Source organism: Herbaspirillum seropedicae, from assembly GCF_001040945.1.
In the GTDB taxonomy this organism is placed as follows: domain Bacteria; phylum Pseudomonadota; class Gammaproteobacteria; order Burkholderiales; family Burkholderiaceae_D; genus Herbaspirillum; species Herbaspirillum seropedicae.
In genome coordinates this window covers 1,399,274-1,415,718 of record NZ_CP011930.1, presented here as the reverse complement: position 1 = coordinate 1,415,718, position 16,445 = coordinate 1,399,274, and the positions used below count along the sequence as shown (strand labels likewise).

The window sequence follows — 16,445 nt, the reverse complement described above, 5'->3', positions numbered from 1 at the left end:
TCATTGCAGAGCTGGTGTAAAGCGGAACACCCGCCGCAGCCGTTTGGGGCTGGGGAGGTATCAGTGCGTCTCGCGCAGTGGCTTGATGACGGCAGTCTTGTCGGCCACCGGACGCCGCGCCAGATGCAGGTGCTGCAGGAACTGCTGGGTAGCGGATTCCCACGAACGGCTACGTGCGTGCGCGTGGACGGCCTGGCGATCCAGCGTCAGCGCCTGCAGGCAAGCCTGGCGGAGATCGTGACGCAGGATGCCCGAGACGCCATTGTCGACCACGTCGATCGGCCCTTCCACCGGATAGGCCGCCACCGGCACGCCGCAGGCCATGGCCTCCAGCAGCACCAGGCCGAAGGTATCGGTCTTGCTGGGAAAGACGAACACGTCGGCGCAGTTGTAGTAGGCCGGCAGTTCGTCCTGCCCTTTGGCGCCGAGGAAGCGCACCTCCGGATAACGCTGGGTCAGCTCTTCCAGTTGCGGGCCGTCGCCGACGACCCACTTGGTGCCGGGCAGGTCTAGCTTGAGGAAGGCTTCGATGTTCTTTTCCACCGCCACCCGTCCCACGTAGAGGAACAGCGGCCGGTCGATGCAGGCGTGGTCTTCCACGGCCGGACGGAAGTGCGTGGTATCCACGCCGCGCCCCCACAGCACGACCTTGTTGAAGCCCTGCTCTTCCAGCGCCGTCTTCATCGCCGGCGTGGGCACCATGATGGCTTCGGAGCGGCCATGGAACCAGCGCAGCAGCCGGTAGGTCAGCGCCTTGGGCAAGAGCTTGCGCGCGGCCAGGTATTCCGGGAAGCGGGTGTGATAGGCGGTGGTGAAGCTGAGCTTGCGGCGCAGGCAATAGCGCCGCGCCGCCAATCCCATGGGGCCTTCGGTGGCAATGTGGATGCAGTCGGGCTGGAAGCTCTCCAGCGCCGACGCGATGCGCGCATAGGGCTGGTAGGCCAGCCGGATTTCCGGATAGGTCGGGCAGGCAAAGGTGCGGAAGTCGCGCGGCGACAGCAGCAACACTTCGTGCCCCAGCGCACGCAGGCAGCGCACTGTGGAGCGCAGCGTGTTGACCACGCCGTTGACTTGCGGTTCGCCCGCGTCGCTGATGATGGCAATGCGCATAAATAATTTAAACGATATAAAACATAAAACGGTTGCGCCGCCGGCCGGGCCTGGCCCGGCCTGATCGCGCTCAGGCCGTGGCCAGTTCGCGGGCGGCCGTGCGGGCTTCCTTGCCGGCGCGCTTGAGCTGCATGATTTCCTGCCAGGAGACCAGCCGCAACTGCCCGCTGGGTTCTTCCACCAGGGCCGACAGGCTCTCGACCCAGTCGCCGTCGTTGCAGTAGGTGACGCCGCCGATGTCGCGGATTTCAGCCTTGTGGATGTGGCCGCAGATGACGCCGTCCAGGCCCTTCTTGCGCGCCTCATCGGCCAGCGCATCCTCGAAGGAGCTGATGTAGTTCACTGCGTTCTTGACCTTGGACTTCAGGTACTGCGACAGCGACCAGTAAGGCAGGCCGGCACGGGCGCGCCAGCTGTTGAACCACTGGTTGAACTTCAGGATCATGGTGTAGAGCGTGTCGCCCACATAGGCCAGCCACTTGGCGCAGGCGATCACCCCGTCGAAGCGGTCGCCGTGCAGCACCAGCATGCGCTTGCCTTCTGCGGTGACGTGCACCAGCTCGTCACGGATCTTGATGCCGCCGAAGTCGAGGTCGATGAACTGGCGGATCACTTCATCGTGGTTGCCGGGCACGAAGATGACGTTGGTGCCCTTCTTGGCCTTCTTCAGCACGGTCTGCACCACGTTGTTGTGGGACTGGTCCCAGTACCAGCGACGCTTCAATTGCCAGCCGTCGATGATGTCGCCCACCAGGTAGAGCGTATCGGACTCGGTGGCGCGCAGGAATTCGAGCAGGCGCTCGGCCTGGCAGCCGGTGGTGCCCAGGTGGATATCGGAAATCCAGATGGTGCGAAAGCGCAGCGGATCGCGCTTGGCTTCCTCGTCACCGGCGTCTTGGTCGGGGCCCAGGTCGGCGAACAGCCCCTGGGCTTTTTCCATGAACTGTTCGCGTGGCTTCATGCAGTCCTCGAATCCTTGAGGTAGTGGCGGGCGTAGCGGCTGTCGAGCTTGGAGAGCGGCAGCAGCAGGAAGAAGTCGGCCGAGTGGAAATCAGGATCCCAGGCCGGCTCGCCGCACACCCAGGCGCCGCTGCGCAGGTAGCCGCGCAACAGCGGCGGGATCTGCGGTTCGACGCCGGTCTGGCGGTCTTCCAGCGGGAAGGGCAAGAGCGGCGCGACGCGGTAGTCGGGCGGCGCCATGTTCTTTTCGCGGAAGGCGTGGTACAGGGCGGCGGCGTTGTGGCCGCCATCGGCCAGGCTCACGCTGGCGCAGCCCATCAGGTATTCGCAGCGCTCCTTGCGCATGTAGGCGGCCAGGCCGGCCCACAGCATCATGATCACGCCGCCGCTGCGGTAGTCGGGATGGATGCAGGCGCGGCCGGCTTCGGCGATGACGCCGCGGATGTTGTCCAGGCGCGAGAGATCGAATTCCTGTTCCGAGTAGAACTTGCCCATGCGGCGCGCGCCGTGCGGGCTCAACACGCGATAGGTGCCGACCACCGAGAGGGTCTTGCTGTCGCGTACGATCAGGTGGTCGCAGTAGTCGTCGAACTCATCCTTGTCCAGGCCTTCCGGGTTGGCCAGCGCCGACAGGTTCATCGCTTCGATGAAGACCTTGTAGCGCAGGCGCTGCACTTCGCGCACTTCTTCCGGGGTGCTCGCGAGGCTCAAGCTCAGCTTGGAAAAACTCGGGTTGGCATCGGCAGGAATGGTAAGCAGTCTCATGCATGGTCCTTTATGGTGGTTTAGTGAAGGAGCCGGCCAGTTGGCGTCAGGCACGGCCAGGAAACGCTACCCCGGACCTTGCCGACCTGTCTTGTGCTCTCCTTCAAAACTGGGCCGTCCCCGAAACAAATCGAGACCTTGCTCGCCGGAACGCGGGAAACGGCCATGTCCCCGGATAACGCTGCACAGACTAACCAGTGAATGTTTCACGAACATGACCTTTACCGTCACTTTGGCGACGCAGCAACAACCTGCGCCCCAGCGTTACAATGGCGTGACAAAGCCACGCCCGGAGACGCTCCATCAGGAGATACGGCGTTGCACGAGTACAGGAAAGCGGGGCCAGCACCCCGAGGAATCTTTCGATGAGGGTTTCATCGAACCATGGATCGATGGCCGCCACCCTTGACCAAGCGCAAGAAGCGCTAGCAGGGGTGGCGGCTACGCTTTGCAATGTCCGTCAAACGAAAATAAAGGAAGATCATGCTACTCAAGGATAAAGTCGCTCTCATCACCGGTTCGGCCAGCGGCATCGGCAAGGAAATCGCCGTCGAGTACGCCCGCCAGGGCGCCAAGGTCGTCATCGCCGACCTGGCCCTGGAAGCCGCCAAGGCCACCGCCGAGGAAATCGTCAAGGAAGGCGGCACCGCCATGGCCGTGGCCATGAACGTCACCGATGAAACCCAGGTCGACAAGGGTGTGGCCGATGCGGTCAACACCTACGGCGGGCTGGACATCATGATCAGCAATGCCGGCATTCAGATCATCAGCCCGGTGGCCGAACTGTCGCTGGAGAACTGGCGCAAGATGCTGGCGATCCACCTGGACGGCGCCTTCCTGACCACCCGCGCGGCCATGAAGGCCATGATCAAGCAGGGCCGCGGCGGCTCCATCATCTACATGGGCTCGGTCCACTCGCACCTGGCCTCGCCGCTGAAGGCTCCCTATGTCACGGCCAAGCATGGCTTGCTGGGCCTGGCCAAGACGGTGGCCAAGGAAGGCGCCAAGGACAAGATCCGCACCAATGTCATCTGCCCCGGCTTCGTCCGCACCCCGCTGGTGGAAAAGCAGATTCCCGAGCAGGCCAAGGAATTCGGTATCAGCGAAGAAGACGTGATCAAGAAGATCATGCTCAAGGACACCGTCGATGGCGAATTCACCACCACCCAGGACGTGGCCCAAACCGCCGTCTTCCTGGCGGCCTTCCCGACCAATGCTCTGACCGGCCAGTCGGTGGTGGTCAGCCACGGCTGGCATATGCAGTAAGCCGCGCCCGCTGCGACAACCATAGTCGCAACGCGTACAGCCGCCCCGGTGCAGACCGGGGCGGCTTTTTTTGTGCTCTCACCTGCGCTTACATTTGGCGACAAATTGACGTCTTCACGTCATGCCGATGTCATATGAAGGGCATAAGGTCATCCCGCCCCAAGCCGGTCTCTGGAGACGAAATGGATGAGCGAGCCCTGAAGGATTTCCGCGCCTGCGTAGCCGACACGGCCAGCCAGCGCCAGCGTGTGCGCGAGCTGGTCGCCTGCGGCCAGTGGCGCACTGCCGAGCCCGACAGCGAACGCGCCCGCGCCTATGCCCTGCGGCAACGCAACCTGGGGGCGCGCGGCGGCCCTGAGTCCATCATCGGCGATACCGAGGATTTCCTGCGGGCCAGCTTCCTGGCGCAAGGCGCGGCGGTGGCGCGCGCCGTGGCCTATGTCGAAGTCAGCAGCGGCCAGGTCAATGAGGTCGCCACCGGCTTCATGGTCAGTCCCCGCCTGTTCCTGACCAACCAGCACGTGATCGCCGACCTGGCTGCGGCGCGGGGCACGCGCGTGAGCTTCCTGCGCGAACTGGACGAACGCGGCGTGCCGCGGGCGAGCACCAGCTTCCTGCTGGCGCCGCAGCGCCTGGCCCTGTTTTCCGCCAGTGACCAGCTCGACTATGCCCTCATCGCCCTGGGTGAGCGCCAGTCGGGAACGGCCACGGCCGACATGCTCGGTTTCTGCCCCCTGTCGGACCAGCCCGACAAGCACGTCATCGGCATGAACGCCAACATCATCCAGCACCCCGGCGGCTGGCTGAAGATGATCAGCATCCGCAACAATACCGTGACCGCCCGCACCGAGCACACGCTGCTCTATGAAACCGATACCGAACAGGGTTCGTCCGGCTCGCCGGTCTTCAATGACGACTGGCAACTGGTCGCCCTGCATCACTGGGGCGAGCCCTATCGCGACGCCGCCTCGGCGCAGGACACGCCGCGCAAGGTCAACGAGGGCATCCGCATCAGCGCCATCTACCGCGACCTGCTGCAACGTCTGCCGACCTTGCCCGAGGCAGCCCGGCCGCTGCTGCAGGAAGCCCTCAGCTACCAGACTGCTGCTACGCCAGCCACCGCTGTGGCCTGGCCGTCGGCAGCCGCTTCCGACACGAGAGAGGAGACCAGCATGAGCACAGGCAATGACAGCGGCGCGGACGCCCGCACCGGGGTGGACGCGCAGGCCGCCACGTTGACGATCCCCCTGGAAATCACGGTAAGGGTCGCCGGCGCAACGGCGACGGCGGCGTCATCACCGGCAGCGCCATCCACTCCCGTCCCCGCGCAACCGCAGGCCCGTCGGCTCTCCCCTCCCCGCCCCACGCATGCCCAGGAAGCCCTGCGCATCGATCCGGACTACAGCAAGCGCAGCGGCTACGATCCTGCCTTCATCGCCGGCGTACAGGTGCCGCTGCCTCAACCGGACGGTACGCTGGCCGCGCAGATCGTCCCCCTGCTGGCTGAGGATGCCGTCCACGGCGACGGCGAACTGAAGTACGAGCACTTCAGCATCAAGCTGCTCAAGCCGCGCCGCCTGGCCGCCTTCACCGCCACCAATATCGATGGTGCGCGCTATCTGGAGGTCGATCGCGGCAGTGGCCGGGTCAATGGCGCCGAAGGTGACGCCTGGTTCCGCGACCCGCGCGTGCCCGTCGGCGCGGTGTTGGAACAGGACTTCTACGGCGCCTGGTCGAACTACTTCGATCGCGGTCATCTGACGCGCCGTTCCGATCCCAGCTGGGGCTCGCCCGAGGAGGCCGAGCGGGCCAATGCCGATACCTTCCATTTCACCAACTGCTCGCCCCAGCATTTCCGCTTCAACCAGAGCGCGGTCTACTGGCAGGGGCTGGAACGCTATGTCCTGGAAAACGGCGTGCTGGCCAGCAGCACCAAGGGGCGGCTGTGCGTCTTCCAGGGACCGGTGTTCAATGACCAGGTCGACCTGTGGGCCGACGAGGTGCAGATCCCATCGTCCTTCTTCAAGATCGTGGTCTGGAAGGGCAAGCAGGGGCTCAAGGCGGTCGCCCTGGTGGCGGACCAATCGGCGCTGCTGTCGGAGAGTCGGCACAGCCTGGGTGCGCCGCAGGCGCTGCCCTCGGTGGAGGTGAACCATTGGCGCGTGGCCGTCCCCGAGGTGGAGCGGATGACCGGGCTGGACTTCGGCAAGCTGGTGCGCCAAGCCGACACCATCGCCGCCGGCCAGCAGCCCCAGGTGGGCGAGGCGCGCCAGCGGATCACCAGCTTCGACCAGATCCGTCTGTAGAACTCGGCTATCATGGCGGCATCCCGATTGCCCTGCCTGCGCCATGTCCCTGCCGAGCCTGCCGCATCCTGACCTCGCTCCTCCCCTGGCGCAGCTGCACCTGCGCAGCTACCGCGACGAATCGCTGGCGCATCGCCATGACTTCCCGCAACTGGTCCTGCCGCTGGCGGGCCATCTGGCGCTGGACATCGGCGGGCGCGAGGGCCGGGCCGACGCGGCCACCGGGGCCTTCGTCGAACCGGGGGCGCGCCACGCCACCCGCGCTGGCGGCGAGAACCGTTCGCTGGTGCTGGACCTGGCGCCGGCGACGGTGAACGCGCTGCAGCTGGAACAACTGGCGCAACGCCCCTTCCTGCCCTTGTCGGTGGCCGCGGGCAAGCTGGTGGAATTCATGGCGGTCTCACTGGCGCAGGCCCGCAGCAGTCCGGCTATGCTACAGCACTGGGTGCCGCTGCTGCTCGATACCCTGGCGCAGCGCACCCCGCAGGCGCTCTCGCGGCTGCGCCGCATGATGGCCCAGGTAGAGGCGCAGGTCGCCCATCCCTGGACCGTGGCGCAGATGGCCGAGGCGGCGGCGATTTCGCCCAGCCGCCTGCATGAGTGGTTCCGCGCCGAGCTGGACAGCTCGCCCCGCGCCTGGCTGGCCGAGGTCAGGATGGCCCAGGCCTGCCAGCTGCTGCGCACCAGCGCCCTGCCGCTGGCCCAGGTGGCGCAGCGCTGCGGCTACGCCGACCAGAGCGCGCTCACGCACGCCATGCGCAGACTGCGCGGCGTGACGCCGGCGTCCTATCGCAAGAATTATCTGGAGTGAGCTGCCGCCGCACCACTGGCTGGGCATAGGCAGTGCCGGAAGTATTGGGAAAAGTGCTGATAGTCCGGCGTGGCCAGGCCCGCTGTCTTGGCCTGGTCGTCCCAGCGCCGCAAACGTACCGCGTCACGGGCATAGGGCCGGTCGATGAAAGCAGCCGCCTGTTCGACGTCGAAGATCCCGCCCTGCAAGGCAAGGCTGCGCACCGAATCCGCCGACAAGGCGCCGAAGTAGCCCGGATCGGTGGCGCAAAGATAGCGCTTGGCATCGACGTGCAGGGCAATGGGCGCCAGCACCTCGTCGCCGAACAGGCCGCGCAGGAAAGGCTGGATGCGCCACTGGTGCAAGTCATCCACACCCGACAGCGTGGGCGTATCGCCCAGGTCTTCCAGCATATGCCCCAGGTCGTGCAGCAGGCTGGCCACGATCAGACTGGCCGATGCGCCCTGCTGCTCGGCCAGCAAGGCCGTCTGCAGCGCGTGCTCCAGCTGGGTGACCGGCTCACCGGCGTATTGGGTATGACCATGCCGTGCAAACAGCACCGCCACATCGTCCAGGCTCAGGGCCATGAAGCGCCTCGCGTATCAATGATGAAGACAGGATTCAAGCCGGCCACTATAGCGTCTGTCCCGTGACACGCCGATGACATCAGCCGGCATCGATCCTGCCGCCCAAGCAAAAACGGCGGACCTCGCGGTCCGCCGTCTGCTACTGCTTCACTCAAGCTTCAAGCCCTGCCTGAGCTCACTTCAGGTCGAAGCGATCCAGCTCCATCACCTTGACCCAGGCCGCCACGAAGTCCTTGACGAACTTTTCCTTGGCATCGGCGCTGGCATAGACTTCGGCCAGGGCGCGCAACACGGCATTGGAGCCGAACACCAGGTCGACACGGGTACCGGCCCACTTGACCGCGCCCGTCTTGCGGTCGCGCCCTTCGAACTCTTCCTGCGCCGGCGAGGTGGACTTCCATTCGGTCGCCATGTCCAGCAGGTTGACGAAGAAGTCATTGGACAACACACCCACACGGTCGGTGAACATACCCTTGGTGCTGCCGCCGACATTGTTGCCCAGCACGCGCAGGCCGCCGACCAGGACCGTCATTTCCGGCGCGCTCAGGGTCAGCTGTTGCGCCTTGTCGATCAGCATGTCTTCGCCACGCACGGCATAGCGCTGCTTCTGGAAGTTGCGGAAGCCATCGACGATGGGCTCCAGCGGTGCGAAGGACGCTGCATCGGTCTGCTCTTGCGAGGCGTCCACACGGCCAGCGCGGAACGGCACGGCCACGGCCACGCCTGCATCCTGGGCAGCCTTCTCGACTGCGGCGCTGCCGGCCAGCACGATCAGGTCGGCCAGCGAGACCTTCTTGCCTCCCTGGTTGAAGGCGGACTGGATGCCTTCCAGGGTCTTGAGCACCTTGGCCAGCTGCGCCGGCTGGTTGGCGGCCCAATCCTTTTGCGGGGCCAGGCGGATGCGTGCACCGTTGGCGCCGCCGCGCATATCGCCGCCACGGAAGGTGGACGCCGAAGCCCAGGCAGTGGCCACCAGTTCCGGCACCGACAGGCCCGAGCCCAGCACCTTGGCCTTGAGCGCGGCGACATCCGCCGCATCGATCTGGGCGCCCTCAGCCTGAGGCAGCGGGTCTTGCCAGATCAGTTCTTCGGCCGGGACTTCCGGGCCGAGGTAACGCGAACGCGGACCGAGGTCGCGATGGGTCAGCTTGAACCAGGCGCGGGCAAACGCATCGGCGAACTGCTCGGGATGTTCCAGGAAGCGGCGCGAAATCTTTTCGTAGGCCGGATCGAAGCGCAGCGACAAGTCCGTGGTCAGCATGGTCGGCAACAGCGGTGCGCCGCCGTGGGCGTGCGGGATCACCGCATCGGCGCCCTTGGCCACCCACTGGTGGGCGCCGGCCGGGCTCTTGGTCAGTTCCCATTCATACTTGAACAGGTTCTCGAAGAAGTAGTTGCTCCACTGGGCCGGGGTCTGGGTCCAGGTCACTTCCAGGCCGGAGCTGATGGTGTCGCCACCCACGCCGCTGCCGAAGCTGCTCTTCCAGCCCAGGCCCTGGCTGTCCATGTCCTCGCCTTCCGGTTCGCGGCCGACATGCTTGGCGTCGCCGGCGCCGTGGGTCTTGCCGAAGGTGTGGCCGCCGGCGATCAGGGCCACGGTTTCTTCATCGTCCATGGCCATGCGGGCGAAGGTCTCGCGGATGTCATGGGCGGCGGCCAGCGGGTCGGGATTGCCTTCCGGACCTTCCGGATTCACGTAGATCAGGCCCATCTGCACTGCGGCCAGCGGGTTTTCCAGGTTGCGGCCAGCCGGTGCGGTGCGCGCCTGCTCCTGGCCATGGCGATGGGCGTCAGCCGGGATCTCACCCTGGCTGCTGCTACCCTTGCCCTTGCCGTAGCGGTCATCGCCCCCCAGCCAGGTGCTCTCGGTGCCCCAGTACACGTCCAGGTCCGGCTCCCACACGTCGGCACGGCCGCCGGCGAAGCCGAAGGTCTTGAAGCCCATGGTTTCCAGCGCCACGTTGCCGGTCAGGATCAGCAGGTCGGCCCAGGAAATCTTGTTGCCATATTTCTGCTTGACCGGCCACAAGAGGCGACGCGCCTTGTCCAGGTTGACGTTGTCGGGCCAGCTGTTGAGGGGAGCAAAACGTTGCTGGCCGCGCCCGGCGCCGCCACGGCCATCACCGATGCGGTAGGTGCCGGCGCTGTGCCAGGCCATGCGCACGAACAGCGGGCCGTAGTGGCCGAAGTCGGCCGGCCACCAGTCCTGGGAATCGGTCATCACCTTGGCCAGGTCGGCCTTCACCGCCGCCAGGTCCAGGCTCTTGAAGGCCTCGGCGTAATCGAAATCCTCGCCCATCGGGTTGGACTTGGAGGAATGCTGGGCCAGCAGGTCCACGCGCAGCTGCTTGGGCCACCAGTCGCGGTTGCTGGTGCCACTGCCGGCGGTATGGTTGAAGGGGCACTTGGCTTCGTTCGACATTACGTTCTCTCCTATTGTTCGACCCGGGGGTCATCATGTCCGGACCGGGAAACGGGCATGTTCTGATGGCTGCGCACACCGTCTTCCCTGATGCGCGGCCGGCTTGTCGCGACGATATGCTGGCTGCGTCCTGCTACGGCGTCATGACGCCGTGCTGCGGGGCCTGCCTCGTCGCGTCCCGGTCATTGTTGCGAAGAACCATTAATGTAATTCATCAAAAACCATTATGTGATTGTCTTTTTGTATAACGGCAGTCGATAAAAACAATCTCATCTGTTCAGAATTTGTGCCTAAGGAGTGTAGACAAATACAGATGAGCCTGCATCGTTGCGGCGCACCAGGCCGTCAGGGAGGCTTGTGAGGAAATGCGAATTTTCCTGCAGGGAGGGAACAATTTCCCTTTTGGGCGGCATATATCCGGGCTCCATCATCAGAAGGAAAATACGAGTCCGGTGATGCTTCAGGTCAACCGATCGCGATCTGAATCGTTGATGACTCGCTGGCCACAGCGCGGCCACCCCTTATTTCCTCACACCACAACAAAGCACCATGACGGAAACCACCGAAAACCTGGAACACGCCGAGCATGCCCACGCTTCCGGCAACAAGAAGCTCGCCCTGCTCATCGCCATCCTGGCGCTGGTGCTGGCGATCACCGAAACCCTGTCCAAGTCCTACCAGACCGAAGTCATCCTGAAGCATCAGGAAGCGGCCAACCTGTGGTCCTTCTTCCAGGCCAAGTCGGTGCGCGGCAATGCGGCGCAGCTGGCCAAGACCCAGCTGACCCTGCTGGGCAACCCCAAGGATGAGCGCGTCAATGCGGCCATCGCCAAGCTCGACGACGCCATCGCCCACTACGACAGCGACGAGAAGTCCGGCGAAGGCAAGAAGGAGCTGGCCCACAAGGCGCGCGAGGCGGAACACGAAGCCCACGCCTATATGGAAAAGTACGAGAAGATGGAAATGGCCGCCGGCATGCTGCAAGTGGCCATCGTCCTGGCCTCGGCCACCATCATCACCGGCGTGGCGGTGCTGGCCTATCTCTCCATGGGCATCGGCGTGGTCGCGCTGGCCTTCATCGGTGCGGGCCTGTTCGGCACCGTCATCTGACCTGCACTGGCGCCGTCCTTGGCGCAGCGAAAGACACGACGCCGGCCCAGTGCCGGCGTTGCTGTTGGCGCCCAGACAAGCGCCGCCGGCATGGGCGCATCGCCGTAGCGTCGATCAACATTTCCGTAGCCTGCAACAAGCCGGGCCGCGCATGCTGCGGCATACTGCGCGCTTTCCAGTATTGCGACCGGTGCTGTCCGGCCCTCCCCGATGAGTTCCCCCATGATCTTGCAAGGCATCCTCTACAGCGCCCTGGCTGGCGCTGCCTGGGGCCTGGTGTTCCTTGCACCTGAACTGACCCGCAGCTTCTCGCCCTGGCAACTCACCGCCGGGCGCTACCTGGCCTACGGCCTCTTCGCTGGCGTGCTGATCGCACCGCGCCTGCGCCGGCTGCTGCCGCACCTGGGGCGGGACGAGTGGCGTGCCCTGGTGTGGCTGAGCCTGTTGGGCAATGTGGTGTATTACGTCTTCCTGGCCAGCGCGGTGCAACTGGGCGGCATGGCCATGACCTCGCTGGTGATCGGCTTCCTGCCGGTGGCGGTGAGCATCATCGGCAGCCGGGGCGAAGGCGCAGTCCCGCTGCGCAAGCTGGTGCCGTCGCTGGCGCTGGGGCTGGCCGGGATTGCCTGCGTGGCCTGGCAATCGCTCTCTGTGTCGGCAGCGGGCCAAGCCAGGGATAGCGTGATCGGATTCTTCTGCGCGCTGGCCGCGCTCATCTCATGGACCACCTATGCGGTGGGCAACAGCCGCTGGCTGGCGCGCCTGCACCACATCTCGGCGCATGACTGGAATCTGCTGATCGGCGTGGTGACGGGCCTGCTCTCGCTGTTCGTGGCCGTACCGGCCTTTACGGTCATGCTGCAGCCTCATCCGGGCCACGACTGGCTGCATTTCGCGGCGGTGTCGGCTGGCGTGGCGATCTGCGCCTCGCTGTTTGGCAATGCCTGCTGGAACAAGGCCAGCCGCCTGCTGCCACTGACCATGATCGGCCAGATGATTCTCTTCGAAACCCTGTTCGCCCTGCTCTATGGCTTCCTGTGGGAACAGCGCTGGCCCACCCTGCTGGAGATCGCCGCCATGGTGCTGGTCACCGCCAGCGTGCTGCTGTGCGTGTCGGCGCACCGCATCGATGAGGGCGGCGGCCACTGAACCAGCGTCTGCTCAAGGCTGGGCAGCAGCCTGCTCGGCCAGTTTCTTGAGGACGTGCGCAGCGGCCACCAGGCCGAAGCTGGCCGTCACCACCATGGCCGAACCGAAACCGGCGCAGTTCAGGCCGGTCACGCCGGCCTGGGTGCTGTCGGCAGCGTCTTCGCCGACATCTATGTCTTCCGCCGGGGCGATCTCGCAGGCCTCGCCCTCGGCCAGTTCCGGAAAGCGCAGCGGCTCGGTGGAGAACACGGCGTCGATATGGAACTTGTTCTTGGTCCCGCGCGGGAAGCCATGCTGTGCGCGCAGGCGCTTGCGCACCTTGGCCAAGAGCGGTTCCTGCTCGGTGCGGCAGAGGTCGCGGATCTCGATCTGGGTCGGGTCGATCTGCCCGCCCGCGCTGCCGATGGTGACCATGGGCATGCCGTTCTTGCGGCACCAGGCGATCATGGCGACCTTGGCCGGGACGTTGTCGATGGCGTCGATGACGTAATCGAAACGCTCGCCTCCCAGCATCTTTTCCACATTGTCGGGATCGACGAAATCCTCCACCTCGGTGACCACGCAGGTGGGATTGATCTGCCGGATACGCTCATGCAGGGCCGTGACCTTGGCCTGGCCCAAGGTGGTCGTCAAGGCATGGATCTGGCGGTTGACGTTGGATTCGGCCAGGTTGTCCAGGTCGACCAGGGTCAGGTGGCCGATGGCGCTGCGCGCCAGCGCTTCGACGATCCACGAGCCCACGCCCCCGACCCCGACCACGCACACCCGCGCCTGGCGGAAGCGTTGCAGGGCGGCGGCGCCGTACAGGCGGGCCACGCCGCCGAAGCGGCGTTCATAGTCGATGTCGTTGAGGTCGATGGATGCGTTCATGTTCGATACTTCAGTGCGGTGTTGTCCGGCCTGCCCCGTCGGGATAGGCCTCTCATGAAAAAGGGCCGCAGCATGTACGCGGCGGCCCTTTCATCGTCGTGCGGGAAGCGCTGGATCAGACCACTGCGCCGCCGTTCTCGTCCTTGACCTTGACCGGCTTGATCAGGTCTTCGCGCTTCACGCCCAGCCACATGGCCAGGGCCGCGGCCACGAACACCGAGGAATAGATGCCGAACAGGATGCCGATGGTCAGCGCCAGCGCAAAGTAGTGCAGCGTCGGGCCACCGAAGAAGAACATCGCCAGCACCATCATTTCGGTGCTGCCGTGGGTGATGACGGTACGCGACATGGTGCTGGTGATCGCATGGTTCAGCACTTCCGGCGGGGAAAGCTTGCCGAAGCGGCGGTCACGGAAGGCTTCGCGCACGCGGTCGAACACCACCACCGATTCGTTGACCGAGTAGCCCAGCACGGCCAGGATGGCGGCCAGCACCGTGAGCGAGAATTCCCACTGGAAGAAGGCGAAGAAGCCCAGGATGATGATGATGTCGTGCAGGTTGGCGATCACCGCCGCCACCGCGAATTTCCATTCGAAGCGGAAGGCCAGGTAGATCACGATGCCCAGCACCACCATGCCCAGCGCCAGCAGGCCATCGTGGGCCAGCTCGTCACCCACCTGGGGACCGACGAATTCCACCCGTTGCAGGCGCACGTCCGGATCATCGGCCTTGAGCGCAGCATTGACCTTCTCGGTCTGCTGGCTGGCATTCACGCCCGCTTGCGCGGGCAGGCGGATCATCACGTCCTGGGCGGTGCCGAAGCTTTGCACCAGGGTGTCGCGGTAACCCAGTCCTTCGATGGACTTGCGGATTTTCTCCAGGTCGGCCGGCTTGTTGTAGGCCACTTCCATGACCGTGCCGCCGGTGAATTCGATGGAGAAGTGCAATCCCTTGGAGAACAGGAAGAACACCGCGGCCACGAAGGTCAGTGCCGAGATCGCATTGAAGATCAGGGCATGACGCATGAAGGGAATATCTTTTTTGATGCGGAAAAATTCCATCACTATCCTTTCGGTGCCGGCCCCGCGATCATCGGGGAGGCCGGCTCAATTCTGGCTGTGCTGCTATGTCGTCGTACCGCGGCTTACTTGCCGTCGCGCTTGGCCGAAGCCTTGCCGGAGGTGGTCAGCACCTCACCCTCGGGCTTCCAGATCTGGCCGATGGCCAGGCTGGAGAGGCGCTTCTTGCGGCCATACCAGAGGTTGACCACGCCACGCGAGAAGAACACGGCCGAGAACATCGAGGTCAGGATGCCCAGGCAGTGCACCACGGCAAAGCCGCGAATGGCGCCGGAACCGAAGATCAGCAGCGCCAGGCCGGCGATCAGGGTGGTCACGTTGGAGTCCAGGATGGTCGCCCACGCGCGATCGAAACCGGCGGCGATGGCGGCCTGCGGCGAATTGCCGGCGCGCAGTTCTTCGCGGATGCGCTCGTTGATCAGCACGTTGGAGTCGATCGCCATACCCAGCGCCAGCGCGATCGCCGCGATACCGGGCAGGGTCAGCGTGACCTGCAGCGTGGAGAGCAGCGCCACCAGCAGCAGCACGTTCACCGACAGCGCCAGGGCGCTGAAGAAACCGAACAGCTGGTAGTAGATCACCATGAAGATGGCCATGGCCAGGAAGCCATACAGCACCGAGTCAAAGCCCTTCTTGATGTTGTCGGCGCCCAGTTGCGGGCCGATGGTGCGCTCTTCGATGATGTCCATGGGCGCGGCCAGGGAACCGGCGCGCAGCAGCAGGGCCAGGTCGCTGGCGGCTTCGGGCGAACCCATGCCGGTGATCTGGAAGCGCGAACCCAGTTCGGAACGGATCGTGGCCACCGTCAGGACTTCGCCCTTGCCCTTTTCGAACAGGACGATGGCCATGGCCTTGCCCACCTTGTCGCGGGTGGCTTCGCGCATCTTGCGGCCGCCGTCGCCGTTCAGGTCGATGCTGACCGCCGGCTGGTGGTTTTCATCGAAGCTGGCCGAGGCGTTGGAGATGTAGTCGCCGGTGAGCACCGGTTCCTTGTTCAGGACCACGGGCGCGCCCTTGCCGATCTTGAACAGTTCGGAACCGAAGGGGATGGCGGTGGTTTCTTCGGTACCGCGCACCACGCTTTCGTCCACCATGCGCACTTCCAGCGTGGCGGTGCGGCCGATGATGTCCTTGGCGCGCGAGACGTCCTGCACGCCCGGCAGCTCGACCACGATGCGGTCGGCGCCCTGGCGCTGGATCAGCGGCTCGGCCACGCCCAGCTCGTTGACGCGCTTGGACAGAGTGCTGATGTTCTGCTTGACGCCGTCTTCCTGGGTCTGCTTCAGGGCTTCGGGACGCAGGGTAGCGATGAGTTTGAGGTCATCGCCGCTGCCGGCGTCGGTCAGCAGCATTTCCTGCAGCTCGCCCAGGGCGGCGCGGGCCTTGTTGCGGGTGTCGGCATCGCGGAAGGAGATCTCGATGCTGTCACCGGAACGGCTGATGCCGCTGTGGCGGATGTTCTTGTCACGCAGCAGGCTGCGCACGCTGGCCTGCATGCCCTGCAGGCGCTTGTTCAGGACCGCCTTGATGTCGACCTGCATCAGGAAGTGCACGCCGCCGCGCAAGTCCAGGCCCAGGTACATCGGGAAGGCATGCAGGCTCTGCAGCCATTGCGGGGTGTTGGGCAGCAGGTTGAAGGCGACGATGTAGGTCGGGTCGCTGGGGTCGGTATTGAGTTCCTTTTCCAGCAGGGCCTTGGCCTTGAACTGGATGTCGGTGGTGGCAAAGCGGGCGCGCACCGAGGGCTGCGAACCGCTGTTGTCGAACGCCACACTCTCTGCGCCGAGATTGCCTTGTTTCAGGATCTGATCGACACGGCCAGCCACGGCAGGCTCGACCTTGAGGGTCGACTTGGCGCTGCTGATCTGCACCGCAGGAGATTCGCCGAAGAAGTTCGGGACGGTATAGATCACGCCGAACAGCAGGGCCAGGACGATCAGTGCGTATTTCCAGAGAGAGTAACGATTCATGGTCTTGTGCTTCTTGCTTGCGGGAGAGGGAGGCAGGGACCTGCCGCCCTGTTCAGAACCGG

General features: G+C 64.8%; 13 protein-coding genes. 5 read left to right on the top strand and 8 right to left on the bottom strand.

Annotated features, from left to right (window positions below; all coding sequences use genetic code 11):
- Positions 1-60: 60 nt before the first annotated feature.
- From ACP92_RS06250 to ACP92_RS06240, 3 genes are all read right to left on the bottom strand, one after another.
- Complete coding sequence (locus ACP92_RS06250) at positions 61-1,110, bottom strand: glycosyltransferase family 4 protein (protein ID WP_013233271.1); 1,050 nt, start codon at positions 1,108-1,110, stop codon at positions 61-63.
- A gap of 70 nt (positions 1,111-1,180) precedes the next feature.
- Positions 1,181-2,071, bottom strand: coding sequence for a UDP-2,3-diacylglucosamine diphosphatase (locus tag ACP92_RS06245; protein ID WP_013233270.1), 891 nt, complete (start codon positions 2,069-2,071; stop codon positions 1,181-1,183).
- Positions 2,068-2,835, bottom strand: a complete 768-nt coding sequence (locus ACP92_RS06240) for a GNAT family N-acetyltransferase (RefSeq protein ID WP_013233269.1) — start codon at positions 2,833-2,835, stop codon at positions 2,068-2,070. Before ACP92_RS06240 ends, ACP92_RS06245 begins: the two co-directional genes overlap by 4 nt.
- Positions 2,836-3,318: 483 nt before the next feature.
- On the opposite strand from ACP92_RS06240, the gene ACP92_RS06235 reads away from it, so the two are divergent.
- From ACP92_RS06235 to ACP92_RS06225, 3 genes are all read left to right on the top strand, one after another.
- A complete protein-coding gene (locus ACP92_RS06235) occupies positions 3,319-4,101 on the top strand; it encodes a 3-hydroxybutyrate dehydrogenase (RefSeq protein WP_013233268.1) in 783 nt (260 codons plus the stop codon).
- 182 nt (positions 4,102-4,283) lie between these two features.
- On the top strand, positions 4,284-6,407 hold the full coding sequence (locus ACP92_RS06230) for a DNA/RNA non-specific endonuclease (protein WP_013233267.1): 2,124 nt from the start codon (positions 4,284-4,286) through the stop codon (positions 6,405-6,407).
- A 43-nt stretch (positions 6,408-6,450) separates the two neighbouring features.
- Positions 6,451-7,218: a helix-turn-helix transcriptional regulator gene (locus ACP92_RS06225; protein WP_013233266.1), complete on the top strand. Its 768-nt coding sequence runs from the start codon at positions 6,451-6,453 to the stop codon at positions 7,216-7,218.
- On the opposite strand, the gene ACP92_RS06220 is transcribed toward ACP92_RS06225, so the two are convergent.
- Both ACP92_RS06220 and katG read right to left on the bottom strand, forming a co-directional pair.
- Positions 7,206-7,784 (bottom strand): phosphonate degradation HD-domain oxygenase, encoded by a 579-nt coding sequence (locus ACP92_RS06220; RefSeq protein ID WP_013233265.1) that lies wholly within the window; start codon positions 7,782-7,784, stop codon positions 7,206-7,208. The two genes, ACP92_RS06225 and ACP92_RS06220, sit on opposite strands and share 13 nt — an antisense overlap.
- A gap of 175 nt (positions 7,785-7,959) precedes the next feature.
- Positions 7,960-10,206: a catalase/peroxidase HPI gene (gene katG, locus ACP92_RS06215; protein WP_013233264.1), complete on the bottom strand. Its 2,247-nt coding sequence runs from the start codon at positions 10,204-10,206 to the stop codon at positions 7,960-7,962.
- Between the two features lie 549 nt (positions 10,207-10,755).
- Here katG and ACP92_RS06210 point away from each other — a divergent pair.
- Positions 10,756-11,316 (top strand): DUF4337 domain-containing protein, encoded by a 561-nt coding sequence (locus ACP92_RS06210; protein ID WP_013233263.1) that lies wholly within the window; start codon positions 10,756-10,758, stop codon positions 11,314-11,316.
- Positions 11,317-11,526: 210 nt separating this feature from the next.
- Complete coding sequence (locus tag ACP92_RS06205; protein ID WP_013233262.1) at positions 11,527-12,465, top strand: DMT family transporter; 939 nt, start codon at positions 11,527-11,529, stop codon at positions 12,463-12,465.
- 12 nt (positions 12,466-12,477) lie between these two features.
- On the opposite strand, the gene tcdA is transcribed toward ACP92_RS06205, so the two are convergent.
- From tcdA to secD, 3 genes are all read right to left on the bottom strand, one after another.
- Positions 12,478-13,335, bottom strand: coding sequence for a tRNA cyclic N6-threonylcarbamoyladenosine(37) synthase TcdA (tcdA, locus tag ACP92_RS06200; RefSeq protein ID WP_013233261.1), 858 nt, complete (start codon positions 13,333-13,335; stop codon positions 12,478-12,480).
- A 115-nt stretch (positions 13,336-13,450) separates the two neighbouring features.
- A complete protein-coding gene (gene secF / locus ACP92_RS06195) occupies positions 13,451-14,395 on the bottom strand; it encodes a protein translocase subunit SecF (protein ID WP_013233260.1) in 945 nt (314 codons plus the stop codon).
- A gap of 83 nt (positions 14,396-14,478) precedes the next feature.
- Positions 14,479-16,383 (bottom strand): protein translocase subunit SecD, encoded by a 1,905-nt coding sequence (gene secD / locus ACP92_RS06190; RefSeq protein WP_013233259.1) that lies wholly within the window; start codon positions 16,381-16,383, stop codon positions 14,479-14,481.
- Positions 16,384-16,445 lie beyond the last annotated feature (62 nt).

Excerpts from the sequence above, each read along its gene's own strand:
- ACP92_RS06250 (WP_013233271.1), bottom strand. The coding sequence starts at position 1,110 with ATGCGCATTGCCATCATCAGCGACGCGGGCGAACCGCAAGTCAACGGC.
- ACP92_RS06245 (WP_013233270.1), bottom strand. The coding sequence starts at position 2,071 with ATGAAGCCACGCGAACAGTTCATGGAAAAAGCCCAGGGGCTGTTCGCC.
- ACP92_RS06240 (WP_013233269.1), bottom strand. The coding sequence starts at position 2,835 with ATGAGACTGCTTACCATTCCTGCCGATGCCAACCCGAGTTTTTCCAAG.
- ACP92_RS06235 (WP_013233268.1), top strand. The coding sequence starts at position 3,319 with ATGCTACTCAAGGATAAAGTCGCTCTCATCACCGGTTCGGCCAGCGGC.
- ACP92_RS06230 (WP_013233267.1), top strand. The coding sequence starts at position 4,284 with ATGGATGAGCGAGCCCTGAAGGATTTCCGCGCCTGCGTAGCCGACACG.
- ACP92_RS06225 (WP_013233266.1), top strand. The coding sequence starts at position 6,451 with ATGTCCCTGCCGAGCCTGCCGCATCCTGACCTCGCTCCTCCCCTGGCG.
- ACP92_RS06220 (WP_013233265.1), bottom strand. The coding sequence starts at position 7,784 with ATGGCCCTGAGCCTGGACGATGTGGCGGTGCTGTTTGCACGGCATGGT.
- katG (WP_013233264.1), bottom strand. The coding sequence starts at position 10,206 with ATGTCGAACGAAGCCAAGTGCCCCTTCAACCATACCGCCGGCAGTGGC.
- ACP92_RS06210 (WP_013233263.1), top strand. The coding sequence starts at position 10,756 with ATGACGGAAACCACCGAAAACCTGGAACACGCCGAGCATGCCCACGCT.
- ACP92_RS06205 (WP_013233262.1), top strand. The coding sequence starts at position 11,527 with ATGAGTTCCCCCATGATCTTGCAAGGCATCCTCTACAGCGCCCTGGCT.
- tcdA (WP_013233261.1), bottom strand. The coding sequence starts at position 13,335 with ATGAACGCATCCATCGACCTCAACGACATCGACTATGAACGCCGCTTC.
- secF (WP_013233260.1), bottom strand. The coding sequence starts at position 14,395 with ATGGAATTTTTCCGCATCAAAAAAGATATTCCCTTCATGCGTCATGCC.
- secD (WP_013233259.1), bottom strand. The coding sequence starts at position 16,383 with ATGAATCGTTACTCTCTCTGGAAATACGCACTGATCGTCCTGGCCCTG.